The sequence below is a fragment of the Paraburkholderia atlantica genome, from assembly GCF_000092885.1.
In the GTDB taxonomy this organism is placed as follows: Bacteria; Pseudomonadota; Gammaproteobacteria; order Burkholderiales; family Burkholderiaceae; genus Paraburkholderia; species Paraburkholderia atlantica.
Window position 1 is genome coordinate 355,047 of record NC_014119.1, and the last position, 21,827, is coordinate 376,873.

Annotated in this window: 20 protein-coding genes and 3 pseudogenes; 11 read left to right on the plus strand and 12 right to left on the minus strand. The window is 61.5% G+C overall.

All coding sequences use genetic code 11. The features are described from left to right. The first annotated feature begins 7 nt into the window (after positions 1-7). The 7 genes from BC1002_RS29190 (at position 8) to BC1002_RS29220 (ending at position 6,423) form a co-directional block, all read left to right on the plus strand. Positions 8-418, plus strand: a complete 411-nt coding sequence (locus tag BC1002_RS29190; protein ID WP_013093575.1) for a RidA family protein — start codon at positions 8-10, stop codon at positions 416-418. A 23-nt stretch (positions 419-441) separates the two neighbouring features. Next, positions 442-1,773, plus strand: coding sequence for a dicarboxylate/amino acid:cation symporter (locus tag BC1002_RS29195; protein ID WP_013093576.1), 1,332 nt, complete (start codon positions 442-444; stop codon positions 1,771-1,773). Next, positions 1,770-3,170 carry a pyridoxal phosphate-dependent decarboxylase family protein gene (locus tag BC1002_RS29200; RefSeq protein ID WP_013093577.1) on the plus strand — a complete coding sequence of 467 codons (1,401 nt, stop codon included), beginning with the start codon at positions 1,770-1,772 and terminating at the stop codon, positions 3,168-3,170. Before BC1002_RS29195 ends, BC1002_RS29200 begins: the two co-directional genes overlap by 4 nt. Before the next feature lie 47 nt (positions 3,171-3,217). Continuing rightward, on the plus strand, positions 3,218-3,871 hold the full coding sequence (locus BC1002_RS29205) for a TetR/AcrR family transcriptional regulator (protein ID WP_238538069.1): 654 nt from the start codon (positions 3,218-3,220) through the stop codon (positions 3,869-3,871). 63 nt (positions 3,872-3,934) lie between these two features. Next, the gene (locus tag BC1002_RS29210) at positions 3,935-4,813 is read left to right on the plus strand and encodes a DMT family transporter (protein ID WP_013093579.1); all 879 of its coding nucleotides are present in this window, start codon (positions 3,935-3,937) and stop codon (positions 4,811-4,813) included. A gap of 56 nt (positions 4,814-4,869) precedes the next feature. Continuing rightward, on the plus strand, positions 4,870-5,577 hold the full coding sequence (locus tag BC1002_RS29215; RefSeq protein ID WP_013093580.1) for an alpha/beta fold hydrolase: 708 nt from the start codon (positions 4,870-4,872) through the stop codon (positions 5,575-5,577). Between the two features lie 57 nt (positions 5,578-5,634). Then, positions 5,635-6,423, plus strand: coding sequence for an SDR family oxidoreductase (locus tag BC1002_RS29220; protein ID WP_013093581.1), 789 nt, complete (start codon positions 5,635-5,637; stop codon positions 6,421-6,423). A gap of 323 nt (positions 6,424-6,746) precedes the next feature. Here BC1002_RS29220 and BC1002_RS39985 read toward each other — a convergent pair whose 3' ends face one another. The 5 genes and pseudogenes from BC1002_RS39985 to BC1002_RS39860 all read right to left on the minus strand — a co-directional run bounded on the left by BC1002_RS39985 (position 6,747) and on the right by BC1002_RS39860 (position 8,824). Continuing rightward, entirely contained in the window at positions 6,747-6,995 is a 249-nt protein-coding gene (locus tag BC1002_RS39985; RefSeq protein ID WP_476638951.1) for a hypothetical protein, read from the minus strand. After that, entirely contained in the window at positions 6,922-7,128 is a 207-nt protein-coding gene (locus BC1002_RS29225; protein WP_013093582.1) for a D-apionate lactonase family protein, read from the minus strand. The genes BC1002_RS39985 and BC1002_RS29225 overlap by 74 nt, the downstream gene beginning before the upstream one ends. A 70-nt stretch (positions 7,129-7,198) precedes the next feature. Then, a complete protein-coding gene (locus BC1002_RS29230) occupies positions 7,199-7,819 on the minus strand; it encodes an HD domain-containing protein (protein WP_013093583.1) in 621 nt (206 codons plus the stop codon). A 61-nt stretch (positions 7,820-7,880) separates the two neighbouring features. Further along, positions 7,881-8,607, minus strand: a pseudogene (locus BC1002_RS36905) (patatin-like phospholipase family protein). A 10-nt stretch (positions 8,608-8,617) separates the two neighbouring features. Then, positions 8,618-8,824, minus strand: coding sequence for a zinc-ribbon domain-containing protein (locus BC1002_RS39860; RefSeq protein WP_083788756.1), 207 nt, complete (start codon positions 8,822-8,824; stop codon positions 8,618-8,620). 166 nt (positions 8,825-8,990) lie between these two features. On the opposite strand from BC1002_RS39860, the gene frmR reads away from it, so the two are divergent. Together frmR and BC1002_RS29245 are read left to right on the plus strand one after the other, a co-directional pair. Continuing rightward, positions 8,991-9,266, plus strand: a complete 276-nt coding sequence (gene frmR, locus BC1002_RS29240) for a formaldehyde-responsive transcriptional repressor FrmR (RefSeq protein WP_013093584.1) — start codon at positions 8,991-8,993, stop codon at positions 9,264-9,266. Positions 9,267-9,317: 51 nt separating this feature from the next. Continuing rightward, positions 9,318-10,427, plus strand: a complete 1,110-nt coding sequence (locus BC1002_RS29245; RefSeq protein WP_013093585.1) for an S-(hydroxymethyl)glutathione dehydrogenase/class III alcohol dehydrogenase — start codon at positions 9,318-9,320, stop codon at positions 10,425-10,427. 131 nt (positions 10,428-10,558) lie between these two features. On the opposite strand, the pseudogene BC1002_RS29250 reads toward BC1002_RS29245, so the two are convergent. From BC1002_RS29250 to BC1002_RS29265, 4 genes and pseudogenes are all read right to left on the minus strand, one after another. Continuing rightward, a pseudogene (locus BC1002_RS29250) lies at positions 10,559-10,975 on the minus strand (ABC transporter substrate-binding protein); the annotation flags it as partial. Positions 10,976-11,241: 266 nt separating this feature from the next. After that, on the minus strand, positions 11,242-11,406 hold the full coding sequence (locus tag BC1002_RS38550) for a hypothetical protein (RefSeq protein ID WP_013093586.1): 165 nt from the start codon (positions 11,404-11,406) through the stop codon (positions 11,242-11,244). 143 nt (positions 11,407-11,549) lie between these two features. Further along, positions 11,550-12,236: a hypothetical protein gene (locus tag BC1002_RS29260; RefSeq protein ID WP_013093587.1), complete on the minus strand. Its 687-nt coding sequence runs from the start codon at positions 12,234-12,236 to the stop codon at positions 11,550-11,552. 464 nt (positions 12,237-12,700) lie between these two features. After that, entirely contained in the window at positions 12,701-13,498 is a 798-nt protein-coding gene (locus tag BC1002_RS29265) for a hypothetical protein (RefSeq protein ID WP_013093588.1), read from the minus strand. A 362-nt stretch (positions 13,499-13,860) separates the two neighbouring features. Here BC1002_RS29265 and BC1002_RS29270 point away from each other — a divergent pair, with 362 nt between their 5' ends. Further along, on the plus strand, positions 13,861-14,982 hold the full coding sequence (locus BC1002_RS29270) for a transglutaminase-like domain-containing protein (protein WP_013093589.1): 1,122 nt from the start codon (positions 13,861-13,863) through the stop codon (positions 14,980-14,982). A gap of 65 nt (positions 14,983-15,047) precedes the next feature. Here the strand turns inward: BC1002_RS29270 and BC1002_RS29275 are convergent, their stop codons facing one another. Continuing rightward, positions 15,048-18,929 (minus strand): AfsR/SARP family transcriptional regulator, encoded by a 3,882-nt coding sequence (locus tag BC1002_RS29275; RefSeq protein WP_157874814.1) that lies wholly within the window; start codon positions 18,927-18,929, stop codon positions 15,048-15,050. A gap of 344 nt (positions 18,930-19,273) precedes the next feature. Between BC1002_RS29275 and BC1002_RS29280 the strand changes: the two genes are divergently transcribed. After that, positions 19,274-20,215 (plus strand): hypothetical protein, encoded by a 942-nt coding sequence (locus BC1002_RS29280; protein ID WP_013093591.1) that lies wholly within the window; start codon positions 19,274-19,276, stop codon positions 20,213-20,215. Between the two features lie 75 nt (positions 20,216-20,290). Here the strand turns inward: BC1002_RS29280 and BC1002_RS29285 are convergent. Continuing rightward, positions 20,291-21,446 (minus strand): annotated as a pseudogene (locus tag BC1002_RS29285) (WD40/YVTN/BNR-like repeat-containing protein). A 31-nt stretch (positions 21,447-21,477) separates the two neighbouring features. Further along, positions 21,478-21,747 (minus strand): MoaD/ThiS family protein, encoded by a 270-nt coding sequence (locus BC1002_RS29290; RefSeq protein WP_013093592.1) that lies wholly within the window; start codon positions 21,745-21,747, stop codon positions 21,478-21,480. Positions 21,748-21,827: the final 80 nt, after the last annotated feature.

A 21,827-nucleotide genomic window follows, 5' to 3' on the forward strand; every position in this document is an offset into this window, starting at 1 on the left:
TTTCGAAATGTCCACCGAATCTCACACTTCGACCATTACTTGTTCGAGCGCGCCTACTATGCCGCCCCCCGCTGGTCACTACTCGCACGTTTGCGTCGCGAACGGGTTCGTCTTCGTCTCCGGACAATTGCCCATTGATTCGGCAGGAAAGCCCTTGAGCGACGAACCGTTCGAAGCGCAAGTCGGCCAGGTCCTCCGCAATGTCGATGCCTGCCTAAACGCGGTGGGTACTACTCGCCATCGGTTGGTTCAGGTCCGGGTGTTCGTTTCGGATATTAAACATTGGCCGGCTTTCAACAAACTCTACGCGGAATGGATCGGCACCCATAGGCCAGCGCGAGCCGTTGCGCAATCGACTTCCCTTCATTACGGCGCCGCCGTCGAAGTGGAAGGCGTCGCCTTGGCCACTGCGGCCTGAAAACCAGCAGAGGAGACGTCATCATGAAAAGACTAAAACTCGCCCATTGGATTATGTTCGGTATGGTACTGGGGGTCCTTGTCGGATACGCCTGCAACCGGTATGCGGGAAATGAAGCAACCGCAAAAGCCATCGCCGCCGACTTTGGCGTGGTGACGGGCATCTTTCTTCGACTGGTCAAAATGATTATCGCGCCACTAGTCTTCGCTACGCTCGTCTCCGGCATTTCGAGCATGGATAGCGGCAAGTCGATTGGTCGCATCGGCGCGAAAACGATTGGATGGTTCGTCGTCGCGTCGCTGATTTCTCTCACCATTGGACTGCTGTTCGTCAATATCGCGCGACCCGGCGCACATCTGAATCTGCAGCTACCTGCAGCGGATGTTCACCCCAACCTGCAAACGAGCGCGCTGAACTTCAAGGACTTTCTGACCCACATGTTTCCAAGCAGCGTTATCGAAGCAATGGCAAACAATCAGATCATGCAGATCCTGGTGTTCTCGCTGTTCTTCGGCATCGCACTTGGCAAAGTTCCCGGTCTGCCCGGTGAGTTCCTGAAGCGCTCGATCGACGGTCTCATGGACGTCATGCTTCGCGCGACGAATGCCGTCATGCTGTTCGCACCTGTCGGCGTTTTCGCCGCAATCGCGGGCGCGGTTACCTCACAAGGTCTGGGAATCATCTTTACGTACGGCAAGCTCATCGGATGGTTCTACGTTGCCCTGTTCACTCTGTGGGGCGCGCTGTATTTCGCGGGCCGCGCGGCCCTCGGTTGCCGCATGGGTCAACTGTTCAGGAGCATCCGCGAACCGATGATCATTGCCTTCTCTACTGCCAGCAGCGAAGCCGCCTACCCGAAGCTGACCGAAGTTCTGCAGGAATTTGGCGTACGAAAGCGCCTCGTCGGCTTCGTTCTGCCGCTCGGCTATTCGTTCAACCTGGACGGCTCCATGGTCTACCAGGCGTTCGCGGCCATCTTCATTGCGCAGGCGTTTGGCGTAGATATGCCCATCGGCATCCAGATAACGATGCTTCTCATCCTCATGGTGAGCAGCAAGGGCATGGCTGCCGTACCACGCGGCTCGCTGGTGGTCGTGGCCGCAATTCTCCCGATGTTCCACTTGCCGGAAGCTGGCTTGCTGCTCGTCATGGGCATCGACCAGATTCTGGATATGGGGCGCACGGCGACCAACGTGCTGGGCAACAGTATCGCGACCGCCGTCGTTGCAAAATGGGAGGGTGAACTCGCTGCTGCTGGCACGCCCGAAAACGAAGAGGCCGTCATCGGCACCAGCTCCAATGAGCACGCGGGGCAGTACCTGCATTTAACGAAACCTCCGGGACGAAGCATATGAAACTCGACGAAAGTGCAAAAGCAGCCGGCCTGGCGCCGACAGCTGAGTTGCTGCAGGACGCCGGTCAACGTGCGCTCGCTTATGTTCAGTCTGTGCATGACAGGCCCGTCAACGTTTCTACCCAGGCATTGCAAGGCCTGAATGCATTCCGGCACTCACTGCCAGACGCCGGGCTGGATGCACGTGAAGTGTTGCGCCGCCTCGACGAGGCTGGGTCACCTGCTACCGTCGCGACAACAGGCGGACGGTACTTCGGTTTGGTCATCGGCGGCGCGCTGCCCGCAACCATCGCTGCGAACTGGCTTACGACTGCCTGGGATCAGAACGCATGCTTTCGGTGGACTTCGCCAATTGCGGCAACGCTCGAAGACGTTACGCTACGCTGGATCGGCGATCTGTTCGGCTTGCCGGACGACATTGGAGGAGCCTTCGTTACAGGTGCCTCGATGGCGAACTTCGCGGCGCTGGCGGCAGCACGCCACGCTCTGCTATCCCGCCTGGGCTGGGACGTGGAGGCGAAGGGACTCTACGGCGCTCCGGAACTCCGGGTAGTTGTCAGTAAGGAGACTCACGTTACCGTGTCCAAGGCATTGTCGATGTTAGGACTCGGACGCGAGCGGGTCATCGTAGTGCCGACGGATCACCATGGCCGGATGCGAGTCAGCGAGCTTCCGAAACTCGATGAGCAAACCATCGTGTGTATTCAGGCAGGCAACGTGAATACCGGCGACTTCGATCCTGCGCGTGAAATATGCCGACTTGCGAGAAAAGCCGGGGCCTGGGTGCATGTCGATGGTGCATTCGGCCTATGGGCGCTTGCAAATCGTCAGTTCGACACCCTGACGGATGGCTTCGCCGAAGCCGACTCCTGGGCGACGGATGGGCATAAATGGCTCAACGTCCCGTATGACAATGGCATCGTTCTGGTGCGCAGAGCTGCCACTCTGCGTGCGGCAATGTCGTTGAACGCCGCATACCTGGCAGAGGGTGATGCAACTGAGCGGGAACCGTCGCACTACACGCCGGAATCGTCACGGCGGGCGCGTGGTGTGGATATCTGGGCCGCGCTTCTCAACCTCGGTAGAGATGGCGTTGCGGCGCTAGTCGAACGTACTTGCCATTATGCCGGAATGTTCGCCCAAGGTCTCGAGGCCAGTGGCTATGAAATCCTGAATCATGTCGCACTCAACCAGGTGCTCGTCTCATTTGGTACGGCGGAGATGACGCGGGCCGTGATTACCCGTCTTCAAACCGAGGGGATTTGCTGGTGTGGCGGCACAGTATGGCAGGGCCGCGTCGCCATGCGAATCAGCGTCTCCAGTTGGGCCACCACTGACGCCGATGTGCAGACGAGCCTCCGGGCAATGATTCGTGCCGCGGAGGCCTGTGCGCCGTGACGCGTTCTAAGGATCAGTCGACTTTTTCATGATCTTACAAAGAGTCATTGACTTTTCTGGACTGTCCGGTTTATAAATTGACAATGCGTAACGTAAACACCATCACCGACCGGCAGCGAGGACGTCCCCGCGAGTTCGACGTCGACCACACTATCGAGCGTGCAATGCAGGTCTTCTGGACGCTCGGTTATCAAGGCACGTCTTTGCCGGACCTCATGCAAGCGACCGGGCTTTCCCGAGGGAGCCTGTACGCAGCCTTCGGCGACAAACACGGTCTTTTCCTGCTTGCCCTCGATCACTACATCGTGCAGGCACTCAAGCGTCTCGACTTCGAGCTTGCGTCGGGCCAGAAAGCCCTGGCGGGGCTAAAGGCGTGTATGGACGGCTATGTCGAGCGTACCAATGGTGCTGCCGGCAAGCGAGGCTGCCTCGTTGTGGCTACAGCCATGGAATTGGCGGCGCATGATCACGAGGTTGCGAACCGGATCGCCTATTTTTTCAGGACAATGGAAGCCCGGTTGGCCAACGCGTTGAAGCGCGCCCAGAAAGAAGGCGATCTGGGCAAGAACGTTAGCCCTGAGGCGGCGGCTCACATGCTTGTTTGCTTTCTCGAAGGGCTGCGTGTCGTTCGCAAAACAGGAATCGAATCTGACAGGGCAAAGGATGCCGTGCAGACACTTATCCGCGGCCTGGCAGGTTAACCGCTGACGATGGGACGCGATGCATTCCCGCGCCTTTTTTTAGACTGATTGGTTTAGATATCAATGGAAGCTATCCATATAGCAGCGGCCCTGCTTGTTCCCTTGCTGTGGGGATTTCAGTTTGCGGTCGTAAAAGCGGGGCTCACGGTGTTGCCACCGCTATTCTTCGCTGGCCTGCGATTTGCCGTGATTGCCGCGATTCTCATACCCTTCGTGGCACGAATTCGGGGCCCCGAGATTTGGCCGATCTTCCTTATTTCCTGCTTCATGGGAGGGGTAAATTTCGCGTGTTCCTACATAGGGTTGACGCAATCGCCGGCCGGAATTGCCGGGATTGCCAACCAGTTGTGGACCCCGTTCACCCTGATGCTTGCGTGGCCAATGCTCGGAGAAAAATCCTCTGCCCGAATGGTGATCGGCGTCGGCTTAGCGCTATGTGGTGTAGTCCTTTCAATCGCAGATCCGGGCTTGAAGATCTCGACCATTCCGACTTTGTTTTTGATCGCGTCTGCCTTCGGATTGGCTATGGGCAACGTATTGGCCAGGAAATTCGGCCCTTTCGACCCGGTGAAGCTCTTCGCCTGGGTGTCGTTCTTCACGGCGTTCCAGCTGCTTGGACTTTCGATGATCGTGGAGGGTGGGCAGATCGAGGCGCTTCAGCGGGCGTCGAGTTCTGAGTGGCTGGCTTTCGCGTTTACCGTGATACTCGGCGGTATCGCCGCATTTACCATCTGGTTCTGGCTTATAGCCCGATTCTCGATGGCTCGGGTAGCCCCCTACGCCTTGCTTCAATCATTCTTCGCGATTGGCGCTGGCGTCGCTTTCAGGCATGAACCCATTACCCCTACGCTGATTTTGGGCGCCATTATCTGCGTTTCGGGAGTCGCGCTCAGCCAGTGGCCGATCTCCACCCGGCTTCGTAACGAAGACGGGGCGCCGTGAATCGCTCGCAAAGGCTCCGCAAATTCTCTATCGGAAGAATCAAGGAACAAATAGTCATGGCGAAATTCGTTCTTGTTCATGGTGCTTTTCAGGGCGGCTGGGTGTACGCGAGAGTCGCCCGCAAGCTTCGCGAGGCGGGACATGATGTCTACACTCCCACGCTGACCGGCCTCGGGGAACGCTCTCACCTGGCTGACCGGGCGATCAACCTGGACACGCACATTCAGGACGTTGTCAACGTCTTCAAGTACGAGGACATCACCGACGCAATCTTGTGCGGTCACTCGTACGGCGGCCTGGTCATCACTGGCGTAGCGCATGAAATCGGGGAGCGCATCCGCACGCTCTTCTATCTTGACGCCTATGCGCCAGCCGATGGGCAGTCGCTTGTCGATATCACCGGCGCCGAGACCGCGCTGGCCTTCCTTGCGCAGGCGGGCCAAAACGACGGAATGATTCCGCCTATTCCAGCCGCTATATTCAATGTGAACAATGCAGACGCCGCGTGGGTCGACAGCATGTCAGGGCCGCAGCCGCTAGCCACGTTCGTTCAAGGCGTTCGGGCAGGAGTAGATTCGGCACCCGTTGCCAATCGCACCTATGTATTCGCGAGCGATAACGGAGGAGACTGGTTTGTCGACACGTATGCCCGATTGAAGGACGCCCTCGGGTGGAAGGTCCACGCTATTCCCTGCGGACACTCCATCATGCTCGACCGTCCGGTGGACCTGGCTGCGCTACTGCTGGCAGAAGCCACGCATTGAGGTTTCGCTGGTCAGACTGCCCCAACGTCTTAAGGACGGCGCTATCGCCGGCTAAAAATGAACCTGGTACCCGCATCGAGCAGTCAACTTTCCGAATCGCCGCACACGGATGAGTCAACCCGCTATATGTTGCTGACCGGTGCCAGTCGCGGGATCGGACATGCGACCGTCAAACTGTTCCAGCAGCACAACTGGGAGGTTTTCACTGTTTCGCGGCAGCCCTTCTCCGAAGACTGCAAGTGGCCGGCCGCACGGGAGTCGCATATCCAGGCAGACCTTGCCGATCTGAATTCCGTCGAGGAGATTGCCGACGAGGTGCGGCGGCGACTTCCGCACGGCAAACTGCACGCGCTCGTGAACAATGCGGGAATCTCACCTAAGGGCAAGAACCGAACGCGACTTGGCGTACTCGACAGCGACATCCACACGTGGTCGACCGTCCTCAACGTCAATCTCATCTCCAACGCCTTGCTCGCCAGGGCTCTGTTTCCTGAACTTGCATGCGGCAAGGGCGCAATTGTCAATGTCACGTCTATTGCCGGTTTCAAGGTCCATCCATTTGCGGGTACCGCTTATGCAGCGTCCAAAGCAGCACTTTTCGCTCTGACGCGGGAGATGGCTCACGAATTTGGGCCCCACGGGATACGTGTCAATGCGATCGCTCCCGGCGAGATCGATACCTCGATTCTGTCGCCAGGTACCGAAAATATAGTCAACAACGAGATTCCGCTTCATCGTCTGGGCGACCCTCGTGAGGTGGCGGAGACGATCCACTTCCTTTGTGGGCCGGCTTCGTCTTACATCAATGGCACCGAGATTTACATCGACGGAGGTCAGCACGTCTGACTCACCGGACACCCGTATCGTCGCGTTTGCACAATCGGTGCACTCACGCAACCGGTTTCCGGCGACGAGGTTGAGGGCACGGCGATGCCGACAACGCAATATTGGCCAGCCGCTTCACTATTGCCTTGCATGCCCCATCACAGGCTTGCGCCGGCATGCCTTGCACAACCGCCCCGTAAAAGCGGGCGAGAGCTTCGGTGTCGGTCTCAGTGGCAAGCTCACCCTCGGCGACGGCACGGTCGAAGCGTGCCTTGACGGCCTGGAACACGACCCCGGCGGTTCACTGCCGGGGTCTCCTCAAGCAGGTTGTCCTATCTCGCGTGTCAGCAAGACACCCCAACGACAAAAGCATACGGGCGCAGCAACAGCGGGCGAGCAAGTTCTCCCGATGTACTCCCGCACATGTCGCCCGTCGCTCGCACCGTCTCCTCCTCGCTGATGAACGCGTCGCGAGGAACACCAGGCCCACGAAGCGTCAGTTGGACTGTACGCGTGCGGTCAGTCAGATTGGCCACCACGACTCGAATGCGCCCTTGCGCGTTTCGCGCGGCGATACATGCGATCGCTGACATCTGCGAGACCCCGCTCTTCCGTCCACGCACCTAGCGTCAATGTATCGATCCGCACCCCTTCCAGCGCCGCCGCGTAACCGGCGAACCACGCGTCCCCGAACAGCGCGGTCTGGCGCGGATAGAAGCCGGCCATCGCAATGTGTTCGTGTGTCTGGTAACCCGGTTTGGGACGCCGAAACCTGAGTCGCAATGGTCGCCTGGGCTTACTGCGATTCCGGCGTCTCCGACGCGAGCCGCCACGTGAGATTCCCGCGAGCACGCGTCTCGCATCTCGCGTGGAAATAGTCCGTGAAATAGATGCGAGGCCGTGCAAGCAGGCCGCCGAGAAAGTTTCGTTCCTGCACGTCATACGCGAGGTCGTCGAGGTCCGAGCGTTCCCTGCGCACGCGCACTCCTTCCGCGAGAAACCGGGATCTCGCGGCGCCTAGCACAGCGAGGTCGATGTCGCACGTAAAGCGCTCATCGGGTTCTTCCGGCGCGCCGGTATGTCGGGTGGCGAGGATCATTTCGCAGATGTGCTCACACATCATGATGCGGTCGTCGGCCGAGCGTCGAAGCCAGTCCGCGCTGCGCTGCTCGTTGTCGCCTGCGCCTGGAACATAGACGACGTCGTGGCACCACAGCGCAAGTTCCACGAGATCAGGATGCGGAATGGCGCTGCACGCGAGATCGAAATAGCGCAGACAGCGGCGAACGTGACGCAATGTGTGATAGTGACGAATGGGTTCGCTATAACGTTGCGCGAGATCGGCATAGACAGCCTCCGCGTGTGCGCCCCCGCAGCGCGTCCATAACTCGACGAAGCGTTCCTGCAAGTGGCTCATCTGTGCTCCTTTGCGCACTTCGGCTCACTACGACTGCCCGCCGCTTTCTTCAGCAGGCTGCTCAGAGAAACTCCGCGCGAATGTCGATGCTGGAGCGTCGACCGAGATCCGCGTAGTGCCGCGCGAGCCACGCATCGGCCTCGTTTCGGCCGTTGTCGCGCAGTTCGCAGAGAAAGCTCCAATCCGCGTTGTAATTGCTGGACAGGCCGAGCGCGCACATCGCGGCGTCGGAGCGGATCGAAGGAATCAGCATTTCCTTCATCTCGTCCCGATCGAGTTTACCCTGCTCGATCAGATCGGTGACAAATGCTATCGCACGCATTTCGCGCATCAGCGATGAATTGAAGCTGATTTCGCTGATCCGATTCAGAATTCCGGCGGCCGTGACTGGCACGCCGGCGCGTACCGGCGGATTGATGTGGACGATGACCACGTCGCGCGTCTTGCAGTGATAGATCAGCGGATAGATGGCGGGGTTAGAGCAGTATCGGACACTGTTGGCGCAGTGCCGCAAAGTCGACCTGGCGTTCGAGCACTTCGCGCAGCGGATTCAGATTGTGCGGATTGAACTGATACGGAGACAACACGCGCAGCATCATGTCCGCGAACGCGTAGAGCGGTGAATGATCGAGACCGAAACTGTGCGAGCCCTTGAGCCACGGCATCCAGCGCAACGGGCTATAGCGCTCGGCCGACTGCGCGACCGCATGCCAGAAGTCGTGCAGCGCCTGACGCGCCGTCCTCGCCTCCGTATTTGACGTGCTCGGCACGGATGCGCTCGGCAAGATGATGGGGCGTTTAGCTGACCGGTGCGGGGGCTGGTTTCTGGACGGATCTCGCCGGCTCCGGCGCTTCGCTGAGCGGCGCCCCGCACTCGCTACAGAATCGGGCGGTTGCGGCGGACTCACGCCCGCACCGGGGACACACTCTCGTCAGCATGGTCCCGCAGGTTTCGCAGAACCTGGCCCTGGTGAGATTATCGAATCCGCAGTTTGTGCAGCGCATACAACATCGTCGCGGCACGACCCATAGAAACTCATTATGCGCCGGATGCACTAGGGAGCAGTCCGGCTATTCACCTGGGGTTTCGGCCGCCGAGTCGTCCGAAAACGTATACTCCCCCCAAGTATTCACCTATACTGCCCCGTAGTATCCACACATCGTTGCTGTCATGCCTCATTCCGCCGAAGAAAAGAAACGCGTCCTGACACGCGTGCGCAGGGTTCGCGGGCAGCTGGACGCGCTCGAACGCGCGCTGGAGGAAGGTGCCGATTGCGCTCCGGTGCTTCAGCAACTGGCGGCCATCCGCGGCGCGATCAACGGTGTGATGGCCGGTGTGCTCGAAAGCCATCTGCGCGAGGAGTTCACGCACCTTGCGGGGTCCGCGGATGCCTCTTCCGGGTCCATCGACGATGTCGTGACCCTCGTTCGAACCTATTTACGCTAGTTCCATGCGGGCATTCCACCCCGCAGTTGGCCGCCCCTTTAAAGGACCACTATGAAATCGCGTGCTGCAGTTGCGTTTGCGCCAGGTAAGCCCCTCGAGATCGTCGAGATCGACGTCGAACCGCCTCGCAAGGGCGAGGTGCTGATCAAGATTACCCATACTGGTGTTTGCCACACCGATGCCTTCACACTCTCGGGGGACGATCCCGAAGGCCTCTTCCCCGTCGTGCTCGGTCACGAGGGCGCCGGCATCGTCGTCGAAGTGGGTGAAGGCGTGACGAGCGTAAAACCCGGCGATCACGTGATCCCGCTCTACACCGCGGAATGTGGCGAGTGTCTGTTCTGCAAGAGCGGCAAGACCAATCTGTGCGTGTCCGTGCGCGCCACTCAGGGCAAAGGGGTGATGCCCGACGGCACGACCCGCTTCAGCTACAACGGCCAGCCCATCTATCACTACATGGGGTGCTCCACGTTCAGCGAGTACACCGTGGTGGCCGAGGTGTCGCTCGCCAGAATCAACCCGCAGGCCAATCCCGAGCAGGTATGCCTACTCGGCTGCGGCGTAACCACGGGTCTGGGCGCGGTGAAGAACACCGCCAAGGTGCAGGAAGGCGATACCGTCGCCGTCTTCGGGCTGGGCGGCATCGGCCTCGCCGTGATCCAAGGCGCCAAGCTCGCCAAGGCTGGCCGCATCATCGCCATCGACACCAATCCGGGCAAGTTCGACCTGGCGCGGGCCTTCGGGGCGACCGACTGCATCAACCCCAAGGATTACGCAAAGCCGATCCAGCAGGTGATCGTCGAAATGACAGACTGGGGCGTGGACCACAGCTTCGAATGCATCGGCAACGTCAACGTGATGCGTGCGGCGCTGGAATGCGCGCACCGCGGCTGGGGCCAGTCGGTCGTCATTGGCGTGGCCGGAGCAGGTCAGGAAATCTCTACCCGTCCGTTCCAGCTCGTGACCGGCCGCCGCTGGCTGGGCACCGCCTTCGGCGGCGTGAAGGGCCGCTCGGAACTGCCCGGCATGGTCGAAGACGCGATGGAGGGCAAGATCCAGCTCGCGCCGTTCGTCACCCACACCAAGCCGCTCTCTGGCATCAATGAAGCCTTCGATTTGATGCACGAGGGCAAATCGATCCGGACCGTGGTGCATTACTGACACTGAAGGGACGGTCAGAGAACATGGTCTCGGCAGGCTGAGCGCGGCATCGGGAACGGCGCCGGGAACTTCGCGGGCGCCGCATCCGGTCGGCAGCGGCGGACTTCCGGAATGAATGGCAGCAAAGACTATGTCGAGAAGCACGTGAACGGCATGTTCAGCCCTTGTCGGGTTATGGCCGGGTTCGTGGCAGCAGGGTCTATCAACGGAATGCCGGCCTTGGCGAATATCGGCGACGAGGGCAACGCTACTCCGGAGTTGTAATAGCCCACCACGGCAACTACGCCATCATCGACGAGCTTCTGGGCGACTTGCACGCCAATGCGCGGATCGCCCTGATCATCGACGCAGTCCGGTTCGAAGCGCACCTCGTGCCCGCCCAACTTCGTGTGCTCGGCGTTGGCTTCTTCGACGGCGAGGCGAACGTGATTCTCGATGTCCTTGCCGTTAGCGGCTGCGGCGCCGGTCGGCAGGGCTGATACGCCGATCTTCACGACCTGCTGTGCGAACGGTTGGCTGCTCGCGAGCAAAAAGGCGACGGCAGCCAGCCCAGCCGTAAAGCATTTTCTGGAGCGTCGAGCATCTGTTCACTCCTGGACGTGCGAAAGGCCGCGCGAACTGCAGTTCGACGGCGCGCACGCTACTCAGTATTGGCGTTACGCTGAGTAACGTGGTGATCGCGGGCACCACGTACAACACGTCGCTGACCGCACCGGCAACCTGATGCGAGGGCACATGGACGCGGGCACCCGCATGCAGACGGAAGTACGACCACCCCGCCTTGTACTTTGGCGCCTGGCGCAGTCGTCGGGTCCTATTGCCACTTCGCGTTCTTATGACGATTGCGACCGACTACGTCCCACTGCTTTCTCGCTTCTTTTTGCGCCGACTTGCCGTGATCATGCTGGTGTTCTCCGTCGGCCGATTGACCGACCTTGGCGCCCCGCTTTGCGAACCTGAACATTTCGGCGAATTTCATCTCGATCTCCTTGTGCGGTGACGACGCCGCAAATCCAGTGTACTCCGGCTGCCAGGCCAAAAATCGCGACTCGAACCAGCTTGCCTCCAAGGTCCTCAACGGTTTTGGCTGTTCCCGGGAAAAACAATGATCAACGCGCCAATTCAAATAATCGTTATCGTTCTTATTGCCTCGATCGCTGTCGCGCCGGGGTGGGAATTTTTCTGAATCTCAGCGTTGCAGCGCCTGGCGTAGATGAATGTCAGATCCGAAGCGTCTCGATGCAGGACCTGGAAAGTACCCCAATCCTCACTCGGTTCGCTGAGGCGGTCACATAACAGTTCGATAACTGCATCCGGAGCGGGCGCGCAGTTCATCTGCGGCTTATGCGACATCAGAAACGTCCGCATTGTCTCTGGTTGTTCCAGGTTGAGCGGAACGTGCCACGGCAGCCGGCCAGATGTTCCATCGAACTGCACGTACAAGACCGGCGGAGCCTTGAAGTGCGCGTGGAACAGCCCATGCACATGGATCGCGAAACGCTCGAAATAGTCCTCCATGCGCGACTGCAAGCTCGAGTGGGAATAAAGGAGGGTCGCGCTCGCGGTGGCTTCCAGACAAAAGGTGACAAACCTCGCCTCCCCTTCCTGGGAAACCACCCCAACCCCGTACTGCCCTATCACCTGAAATGGGGTCGCGCGAGGCGGGGTATAAAAGTATCGATCGACGTACGAGACGGGTTCCCCATCGTCATCATCATCGCGGAAGCTGCCCGCTCGAGAACTCGCCGAAGCTGGATTGTCGGGATTCAATTGAGTGGATCGATTGTCCCTATCGCTTTTGCTCGACATAGTGGTGCCTCCGCATCTGGTTCTGGGAGAAGCAGCATATGCGTCCAACCCGGCGGGTCCGGTCTTGCGTCCAGCTTGCGAAAATCACCCTTTCGGATCTTTACGTACCACGTCATTATGCGATCCGTGTGTCGTGCGCCTCCAGGCCTCGTCCGCCCTTTGTTGAGCCGATTTCACGGTATGTTCGATCCGGTGCTTGCTATTCGGCGCATGCGTAATTGCCGAAGTCAGACTGGAAAGTGTCCGTCGGACAGTCCTGGTGACCATAACTCGCTCCGCGTTCTTGTCCATATCCATATGTTAAGTCTAGGCCGTTACATGAAGTGCGCGCTACTGTACGTTTGAACAGCACCTTGGCGAGTCCATGATGGATATCGTCTCGTTTCATCGGAGCAATGAGCCCCGGGCTAAGGCAGCTTTGATTTACAACTGCCCTGAACGAATCGCGCGATTCAATCGGGGCTTCAGGACTCTGGCCTGGAGCTCCTACCTGCGGCGAAGCGGCGTTGTATCCCGACGAGCTGGTCGTCCGTGGTCGCTACCAGCCACAGGCGTGCGTGTTCCTCGATCTTACGGTTGTGGTCCTTCAGCGGCCCCATCGAGGTCGCAGCCTTCCAGACCACTGGGCCAATCCGGCTGCTCCTGCCCGACGGCGCGCCCACCAGCAGGCAATAAGGTCCAAGAGGAAGCGATACGAACGGTACCGCTGGACTCCCTCGCACGCGCCAGTCGATGAAGGGCGTCTCGCTGATAAGCAGCGGCATGGCCAAGCCGTAAAGCACGCTGAAATCGTACAGAGCCAGCTGCTTGCGCATGCCCGCGTAAGCGCGTCGGATATCAGCGATGACTGCCGCGCGGATTTCATCCTCGAACATGGGCTCGTTTGCATAGCGCGCGAATGCCTCCCGGGCGTCCGACTGATATGCGCTGAACACGCCCAGCTCCACGCAGTCCTGAACCGCGCGGTGGATCTCCGCAACCGAGCCGGCCTCGTCTGGCTTGCCCAATTGCGCTGCCCGCAAGAACCGGGCAAGTCCTGCTTCCTGGATAGGAGGGCCATCCGCAACCGTATCGTCTGCAGCGTCCGTATCGAGCGGCACGTAGACATACTTGTCGGCCGCAAAGCGCGATTTCTTACCTTCATCAAACTTGATCTCGCCATCGATGCAGTCCAGATAGCGAGTACCGATTCGTCCATGCTCCCAAACCCAATTCTTCAGGAGCGGGCGTAGTGGATGCAATGTGTCATGGTCAGCAGCCATGCAAGCCTCCCAATGCCTTCGGATGGTTCCGCGTGGGCGTCTGTTTCGTCGAGGTTCCCCATCAGCGATGGTAACGGAGACGCGGCCTGCGACTTCCATCAACTCAAAGTGTGCGGCTAACACCAACAGGTATCGCATGTCTGTTGGGCGACGGGCGTCACGAAGCGTTTGCGGCACCCGATCCGCAAAGCTCATTTTCTTTTTTAATCAATGCACTAGAGAAATATGACGAATTGGCACGTCGCGTGCAATGTTGGTTTTAAGCCAGCGTTGCCTTGCTCCGAATGGAGTACGACGCCATCGGAGGGACTTCGAAACACCGTCGCGCATCGGCGCCCGGTGTGGCTTCCTGGAGTCTACCTATGCCGCTCGCTCGACTGCTACTCTGCTTTCTCCAGTGCTCGCTCGCAGCTGCGGTGCTGTTGCCCGTCGTCGCCGGCGCCGCGAACCTGCCAGAGGCATCGCAACGCTATGCATCCGACACGCGCGACGCGGCTCCCAGCGATTCGGCGACGCCTCACGAGCTGAAAGCTGGCATCGAGCGCCTGCGCACCGGGACGTGGTGGGAAGCCAACCGCAAGATCCGCCCGGAACTCGCGCAAGTCGGCGACCTGATGTTCCTGTTGCCGCTCGCCGACAGGCAGCTCGAGCCTTCGTCGGATGCTATCGGCCGCGTGCAGCGCCTGCGCGAGGCGCTGCGCGGCCACCTGATGCGCGAACCCGCCGGCTGGACCCGCCTCGTTGCGCAGGTGCGGGCAGAGCGCGCGAAGGCCGGCGATGCGTCAGCCGTGCTGCTCGCTGACGCGCTCATCAACGAGGTCCGCTACCGCGACGGAACCGACGGCAGCTACTACGCGCCGGCACGCTTCTTTGCCGAAAGCGGCGTGTGCAAGGACTTCGCCGTCGCCAAATATCTGCTGCTGCGCGACGCGGGTTTCGACATCGAGCGGCTGCGTCTCGTGTCGCTCGCGCCCCGCTACAACAACACGCCGGACGACTGGCACGTGATCCTCGTCGTGCGAATCGATGGCGCGGGCGAACCGCTCGCACTCGATTCACCGAGCCCGCCGGGCGCGAAGCGCGCCGCTGATTCCGCCAACGAAGCATCGGCTTCGAGCGGTCCGTCCGCGCTGCTGAGCGCGATCCTCGCCGGCCGCGAGCCGGCCGACGCGGTGCTGCGCGCGCCCGCCGGCCCGCTCGCCACGCCGCTCAGCCGGTCAGGCCAGGCGCGGCGGCCGCTGGCGACGGTGTTCAACGAACTGGGCAGCCGGTCGTTCGAACGCGCCGCGCCGGGCGCGCCGCGGCGCGCGTCGGCGGCCGGGCGAAGCGCGAACGCGAACCCGAAGTACGTCGACGAAATGGGCGAGTCGTGGACAGTCGACGGCTCCGGCACGTTTCCGAAGTGGCGCGTCGCCGTTGACCAGGCAGACGCGCCGGCGAAACCGGGTCCGGCCGCGAGATTGATACGCGTGGCGGCACGCTGACCGATGTGCGCATCTCGCGCGCCCGACGCGAATCGACCAAAGCGCACCGCCGCGCGACCGGACTGCTATCGGTTCTCGAGTTCCGCCAGCAGGGCTCGCGCCGCACGCACGTCGGTCAGTCCGCTTCCTTCACTAATGGCCTCGCAGGCGGGCTGCAACACGGCGCAGGCATGATCGAAATTGCCCGTTGACGCCAACCCGCGGGCAAGGCTGGTTGCAGCACGAAGACCCGGAAAGCACGCGCCCTGCCTTTGTGCCACGGCGACCGCTTCGCGGATCAACGCGAGCCCTTCTTCGGATCGCGCGGTTCGCTGGGCCGCGAGCAATTCGCCTTTGAGCCGCAGCATCTCGGAGAGCTGGAAACGGCCGCCATGCTCATCCACAGCCGCGAGCGCCCGGTCGATCGCGACGAGCCCTGCCCCACGCCTGCCGGCTCGGCCAAGCGCTTCGCCGAGCAGCGCGTTGAAGTACGGCAAGCCCATTTCGGCACCTGTCGCGCTGATTGCCGCAATGCCCTCACGCATCCGTTCGATGCCTTCATCGAGGTCGCCGCATTGCGCCAATGTCCAGCCTAGTTGAAATGCCCCCTGCGACAGCAGCAACGGCAACGCGTATTCCTCGCACACCGCGATCTCACGTACCGCCCACTGCCGCGCCAATTCCGGCTCGCCACGCAGGATATGCGCGAAGCTGCGCGTCCAGTACGCGAGAGCCGTCGTCAGCGGATGATCGAGCTCGCGCGCGAGTTCGAGGGTCTCGTCGGAAATCGCCAGCGACTTGTCCGGATAGCCGCGCAGGCACTGCACGAGCGCGGTGAAGCACCGGCAGCAGACACCGGGATCATGCCCGGAGTACTTGAATGTCAGCGCATGGTCCCGTTCGCGCTCGTAGAGGGCGATCCCCTTTGCACAATGGAATCCGGCCGCGGCGTATTCCCCCATGAAAAAGCTGTTGGTCCAGAACAGATGATGCGTTTCTATGCGCATTGCAGGGTCGTGCGAGTCCGCCGTTAGTGCGGCGCAGCGGTTGCCGAGTTCACGGGCGACCTCCGACTCGCCCCGGATCATCCGATATTGTCCTTCGCCTCGCAGAACCGTGAACAACTCGCTGTCGTCGGCTAGCTCCTCGCACAGCGAACGGGCCCGCGTATAGGCGTCGAGCACTTCTTTCGCAGCCCAGCCCTTCGCCGCCATCATCGTCACGCCCAGAACCTTTTGGTAATCGAGTTCATGCCTGAGCAGCGCCGGGGTGCGAGGTAAGGTCCGGATGATGTCGAGTCCCCGGTTCAGATACTCGACCGCCTGCTGATACGCGGATCGCTGCAGCGCCTTGCACGCCGAGCGGTACAGGTAGTCGACAGCCTTCTCCCACAACTCGCCCGCCAGCGCGTGATGCGCGAGGCGCTCGACGTGCTCATCGAGACGTTGCTCATGAAGCCGCTCGATCACCTCCACGAGTTGCACGTGCACCGCTCGCCGCCGCTCTTTGAGCACGCTTGCATAAGCGACGCGATGCGTAAGCGCATGCTTGAACGTGTACTGCTGATGCGGCAGCAAGCGCGTCTGATAGAGGAATTCGGCCGCCTGCAACTCGCCCAGCAGATCGAGCAGCCGTTCGTGCTCGAGTTGAGCCACCGGCTGCAGAAGATCGACCGCAAACTCCTGGCCGATCACGGCTGCCGTCTGCAGCAAACCTTTTTGCTGCGCGGACAGTCGATCGATCCGCGATGCCAGGACGGCGTGCACGGTCGATGGGATCTCGAACGTGTCGACGGATCGAACCATCCGGTACGCACCTGTCTGACCGACCAGCGCACCGGCATCGACCAGAGCACGGACCGACTCTTCGAGAAAGAGTGGCGTGCGGCCCGTGCGCTCGATCAGCCGTCTGCGCAGAGCCAATACCCCTGCGTCGTCGCCGAGCAGCGAGCGCAGCAGCAGGTCCGCGCTTTCAGCGGCAAGACTGTCCACACGGATCTGCGAGAAATAGCTTTTGCCGAACCAGGCGTGCCGGTATTCCGGCCGATGAGTGACGAGCAGCAACACGCGCGCGGCGCCCATGCAATCGACGAGATGATCGAGCACTGCTTGCGTGCCATCGTCGTTCCAATGCAGATCCTCGACGACGACGACCAGCGGATGGTTCTCACTCGCACGGATGATGAGAGAAGCCACGGCCTCGAGGGTGCGCTTGCGCTTTTGCGGCGGACTCGCGATCTCCCACTGCGGATCGTCGGTCGGCAGGTCCAGCAGTGCGGCCAGCGGGGGACGCGTCACGGCGAGTTGCGGGTCGACTGCGCCGATGCCCTGACTCAGCCTGTCAGCCGCTTCAGCCAGCGTGTCGCGCTCGCCGATGCCGAACCACGTCCGCAGCAGATCGGCGATCGGAAGATAAATTGCGCTGTTGTCGTGGGAGCTCGTACCCGTTTCGAGTGTCGTCCATCCAGCCGCGCGTGCTGCGGTGACGAATTCGTGCACCAGACGGGACTTGCCCACCCCGGCTTCCCCGACGATCGCGCACACCTGGCCAGTGCCGTATGCGGCACGCTCGAGCAGCCCCTGCAACGTAGCCATTTCCGTGTCGCGCCCGACGAACCGCGAAAGGCCGCGTGCCGCGCGAGCGTCCCAACGAAGCCGCAGCCCAGACCTGGCGCGCAATATGAAGACCTCGACCGACGGCGCCGCGCCTGGCAGCACTCGCGGCCGACGATCCGCGAGTTCGATGAATCCTTCCGCGCACCGCACCGTGTCGGCGCTTACGCCGATCTCATCGACGCGCAGCACGGAATCGATCAGGTTCGCCAGTTGCGGTACGGCGCCTAGCGCGTCGTAGTGCTGCGCCCGGTCGGTGCCGATCGTTCGGACGACCGCGTCACCCGAATGAATGCCAATTCGCACGTCCAGCGGCCGTCCAACGACCGCCGGCATCGCTTCGCGCATCGCGAGCGCGGCGTAACACGCCCGCACCGCGTGGTCCTCCTGGGAGACGGGCGCCCCGAACAGCGCCGTCACTCCATCGCTGCGAAGCTGCGTCGTGAGCCCCCCGAACCGGTGGACGGCGTCGACCATGGTCTTCAGCACGGCGTCGACCTGCTCCACACCGAGCTCAGGGTCCGTGTCGCCGATCGGTTCGCGCACGCGCGTGCAGAGCACGCTGACCTGTTTTCGCTCCGCCGGCGATAGCTCTGCATGGACGGCTTCATGCGCGTCGCGCGACGCTACGCCAGGCTGCTCTGCTCGTACTCCAGCAATCAGATCCGGCGCGCCGGGCACGCCATACCCATCCTGCTGAATTTCGGCGGCCAGACGTTGAGTCGCTTCCGTGGGCACGATGCCGAGTTCGGTATTGAGCACGCGCACGCATTCCTGATACTGACGCATCGCAGCATCCCGGCGCCCCGCTCTCGCATACAGCCTCATCAGGGCCGCATGCGCCCATTCCAGCAATGGATCCAATGCCAGGATTCTGCTGGCCGTCGCTATCGCGTCATTGGATGCGCCGGATTGCTCATAAAGGCTGACGAGCTCGCCGAACACTTCCACTGCGCGCTCATGAAACCAGCGACGCTCAATCGCCATCCATTGTTCGAAGGGTTCTTCACGCAGACCGAAGCCATCGAGCAGCGCGCCTCGATAGAGCGCGACAGCCTTTGCCAGTGAAGCGGCAGACCGCTCGCCCGAGAAGTGCGTGAATTGCAGCGCGTCGACGTCGACAAGGTGGGCGTCGAGCCAAATCGCGTCTGGCCCCGTCTTCAACAGCGGCGCGGCGTACGACAACATGCGGCGCAGGCTCGACAGCGTCTGCCGCAAGCTCGCTCTCGCCTGCTCTTCGGCGCTGCGTTCCCAGAACACGCTTGCCAGTTGCTCGCGTGAACGCAGCATGCCCGGCGACAAGGCGAGGTAAGCCAGGATCGCCTTGCTCTTGCGGGTCGGAAAGTCCAGCGGCATGCGCTCCCCAGCAAGGCGGATGTGCAAGCCCCCAAAGACTTCGATCGTGAGCCGGGTCATGACGTGCGGAAAAAGAAACGTTGCCCTACAAACAGTTTACTTCGCGGCGCACGACATTCACGCATCGCGGCCGGACTTTGCCCAGGCTTGATTCCTCTTCATTCGATCTTTTTTTACGACGAATTTACGCGGCCCCGCGCGCTGTTCACGGATCGATGACGTCCCGCAACGATAGTTGGATCGTGACGATGCGCTTCGGCCACGATGGCTGACACTCGAACGGACATCCCGGCGGGCATCGGCACTTTGAGTATCGATGAATCGCAATTGAAGGAGATGTTTCAATGGAAATCACCACTGCTATGAACCCGATCGACACCAGCCGCTACGCAAAATGTATCGCCGCATCGAAACGCGTCCGCTGGGACATCGACCGCGACGTGATTCGCGGCCGATCTTTCGATTTTTCGAAGAAATTCCTGCCGGACGCGCTGTCGAAGATCGATTCCCTCGACTTCCTCGGCCCCGACGAGCAGCGCATGCTCAGTCAGATTCAGGGCCGCACGTATGCAAACATGTTCGGCCTCGTCGAACGCTTCATTGCGGCCAAGGTACTGGAGATGAGCGGTCCCTACCGTCTCGGCGACCAGGACGCCCTCGAAGCGCTGGTCCGGTTCAGCGATGAAGAAATCAAGCACCAGGAACTGTTTCGCCGGATCGAACACATGTGCGCTGAAGGCATGCCCGCCGGCTACGCGTTCTTGCCGGAAGCCAACAGCGTCGCTTCGTTCGTGCTTTCGAAATCCACCTGGGCCGTGCTCGCGCTGACCTGTCACATCGAGCTCTTCGTGCTGGCGCACTATCGCGGCAGCATCGGCGACGACCCGAATTCATCCGAGCTGTGGAAGGACGTCTTTCTCTACCATTGGCGCGAGGAATCACAACACGCAATCCTCGACGAACTCGAATGGCAACGCGAAGACGCCCGACTTTCGCCTGAGGAGCGCGACAAGGCGGTCGACGAACTGATCGAACTCGTCGCTGCCGTCGATGACATGCTGCAAACCCAGGCCCGCGCGGACGCCGACTACTTTGCAAGGATCTGCGGACGGCCTCTGCCGATGGCCGAAAAAGAGGCCGTGCATGCGGGTCTGCTCGGCGCGTACCGGTGGCAATACATCATTTCCGGCGTGCAGGAACCGCGCTTTAGTCATGCGCTCGGCAGCATGATTACCGCGAACCAGGTGTCGCGGATCGAAACTGCGATGGCGCCAATCATGAGTTAGCGCGCGCGACGGGCCGCCGCGGAAATTCGCGCGGTCCGTCGAATTGCACGCTCTCGATCTCCTGACGCAGATCCCTCATCCAAACCGAACACAATAAACAGGCGGCAAATGCGCTGAAATCAATTGCCAGCTTTCGCCGCCGTCGTCGGACGTCCAGAGCGAGCCGGTGGTCGACCCCATCGCGAGGCGCATGCCGGAGTCATCTACCGCGAGCCCGTGCCGGTACACAAGGTCATACGCCGGGCTCCGCGGCAGCCCGTTCGAGAAACGCTCGAACGTGCGCCCGCCGTCGCGTGTGCGCGTGACAACGAATTGGCCGTCCACCGGAATGCGGCACGCGTCTTTCACGGCAGGCACGAACCACGCGGTGTCCGGGTCGCGCGGATGGACGGCAACCGCGAAGCCGAAGCTCGATGGCTGCGCTTCGATCCGCTGCCAGTGGGCCGCACCGTCGATCGAGCGGAAGATGGCGCAGTGATGCTGAGTCCACAACGCATCGGGGGTTTGCCGGGCATTGCACGACGCGGTGCGGGTCTTGCACGTTGGCGTCGCCGCGCCGCTCCGGCGGCATGTAGTCGGCCTCCATGCCCTCGGCACTCACGCGCCAGCTCGCGCCGCCGTCGTCGGTTTGCCAGACGCCGCCGCACGACACGCCGATCGTCACGTGCCGGCTGTCGCGCGGATCGACCATCACGGAATGGATTCCCGCCGCGTCGTAGCCGCCACCGAACCATTCACGGCGCTCCGGGCGATCCCACAGCGCGCGGTTGAGTACCCACGTGTCGCCGCCATCGCCGGAACGGAAAAGCCCGCCTGGAATCGTGCCGGCCCACAAGACACCCGGCTCGTCCGGGCCGCCTGTTTCGAGCGACCAGATCTGCTGAAGCGTCCACGGAGTGGCCGGCCGGCTGGGCGCGGCTTCGTCATCGCTGTCGGCGCCTGCGCTCGCGTGCGCGCCGTCTGCGGCATGCGTCTCGTCGGCAGGTTGCGGCGGGTAGACCGGAACCGCGCACTCTTCCCAATCCGCCATGCCTTCGCGCCGGCGATGCAGCTTCACGCCGAAGTGGCCGAGATTGAGCGCCGCATACAGCGAGCTGTCGCGCGGATCAGGCAGCACCATACTGACTGGCTCGCCGGCGAAATGCAGATCGCCGAAGTTCCAGCGGCCCTCACCATCGGCTCGGACATCGAACAGGCCCTTGCGGGTCGCGACAAGCAATCGATCGCTCATATCGAGTGACTCCTCGAGACTGATGACTCTCTCACCCGCCCGACAGCGCCTGAACGACGTAAACCCGGCTTTGCTCGCCGAGCGCGTCGGACAGATGCTCGCGGTCGTGCACCCGCCGGCCGTCGACGAACACCGCGAGATGCGGCCGCAGCGAGCCCTGATCGTCAAGAATGTAGCCGCGCAGTCGAGGTTGCGCGACAAATACGGCTTCGAGCGCTTCGCCGAGGGTGCGCGCGTCGATCTCGCGTTCGGGCGTTGCGATATGTCGCTGAATCGAAGCTGCGAAAAAGATGTGCGCCATGGCCGGAGAGAGTCGCGGGGATGACAGTGTCCGTCGGTTCTGTAGTCTAGGCGATTCCCCGCTTTCGGTTGAATCGCGCA

Excerpts from the sequence above, each read along its gene's own strand:
- BC1002_RS29215 (WP_013093580.1), top strand. The coding sequence starts at position 4,870 with ATGGCGAAATTCGTTCTTGTTCATGGTGCTTTTCAGGGCGGCTGGGTG.
- BC1002_RS29275 (WP_157874814.1), bottom strand. The coding sequence starts at position 18,929 with ATGCCGCTGGACTTTCCGACCCGCAAGAGCAAGGCGATCCTGGCTTAC.
- BC1002_RS29190 (WP_013093575.1), top strand. The coding sequence starts at position 8 with ATGTCCACCGAATCTCACACTTCGACCATTACTTGTTCGAGCGCGCCT.
- BC1002_RS29200 (WP_013093577.1), top strand. The coding sequence starts at position 1,770 with ATGAAACTCGACGAAAGTGCAAAAGCAGCCGGCCTGGCGCCGACAGCT.
- BC1002_RS29230 (WP_013093583.1), bottom strand. The coding sequence starts at position 7,819 with ATGAGCCACTTGCAGGAACGCTTCGTCGAGTTATGGACGCGCTGCGGG.
- BC1002_RS38550 (WP_013093586.1), bottom strand. The coding sequence starts at position 11,406 with ATGAAATTCGCCGAAATGTTCAGGTTCGCAAAGCGGGGCGCCAAGGTC.
- BC1002_RS29225 (WP_013093582.1), bottom strand. The coding sequence starts at position 7,128 with ATGGCCGGCTTCTATCCGCGCCAGACCGCGCTGTTCGGGGACGCGTGG.
- BC1002_RS29195 (WP_013093576.1), top strand. The coding sequence starts at position 442 with ATGAAAAGACTAAAACTCGCCCATTGGATTATGTTCGGTATGGTACTG.
- BC1002_RS39860 (WP_083788756.1), bottom strand. The coding sequence starts at position 8,824 with ATGCGCTGCACAAACTGCGGATTCGATAATCTCACCAGGGCCAGGTTC.
- BC1002_RS29290 (WP_013093592.1), bottom strand. The coding sequence starts at position 21,747 with ATGGCGCACATCTTTTTCGCAGCTTCGATTCAGCGACATATCGCAACG.
- BC1002_RS29265 (WP_013093588.1), bottom strand. The coding sequence starts at position 13,498 with ATGGCTGCTGACCATGACACATTGCATCCACTACGCCCGCTCCTGAAG.
- BC1002_RS39985 (WP_476638951.1), bottom strand. The coding sequence starts at position 6,995 with ATGTCAGCGATCGCATGTATCGCCGCGCGAAACGCGCAAGGGCGCATT.
- BC1002_RS29245 (WP_013093585.1), top strand. The coding sequence starts at position 9,318 with ATGAAATCGCGTGCTGCAGTTGCGTTTGCGCCAGGTAAGCCCCTCGAG.
- BC1002_RS29220 (WP_013093581.1), top strand. The coding sequence starts at position 5,635 with ATGAACCTGGTACCCGCATCGAGCAGTCAACTTTCCGAATCGCCGCAC.
- BC1002_RS29270 (WP_013093589.1), top strand. The coding sequence starts at position 13,861 with ATGCCGCTCGCTCGACTGCTACTCTGCTTTCTCCAGTGCTCGCTCGCA.
- BC1002_RS29280 (WP_013093591.1), top strand. The coding sequence starts at position 19,274 with ATGGAAATCACCACTGCTATGAACCCGATCGACACCAGCCGCTACGCA.
- frmR (WP_013093584.1), top strand. The coding sequence starts at position 8,991 with ATGCCTCATTCCGCCGAAGAAAAGAAACGCGTCCTGACACGCGTGCGC.
- BC1002_RS29210 (WP_013093579.1), top strand. The coding sequence starts at position 3,935 with ATGGAAGCTATCCATATAGCAGCGGCCCTGCTTGTTCCCTTGCTGTGG.
- BC1002_RS29260 (WP_013093587.1), bottom strand. The coding sequence starts at position 12,236 with ATGTCGAGCAAAAGCGATAGGGACAATCGATCCACTCAATTGAATCCC.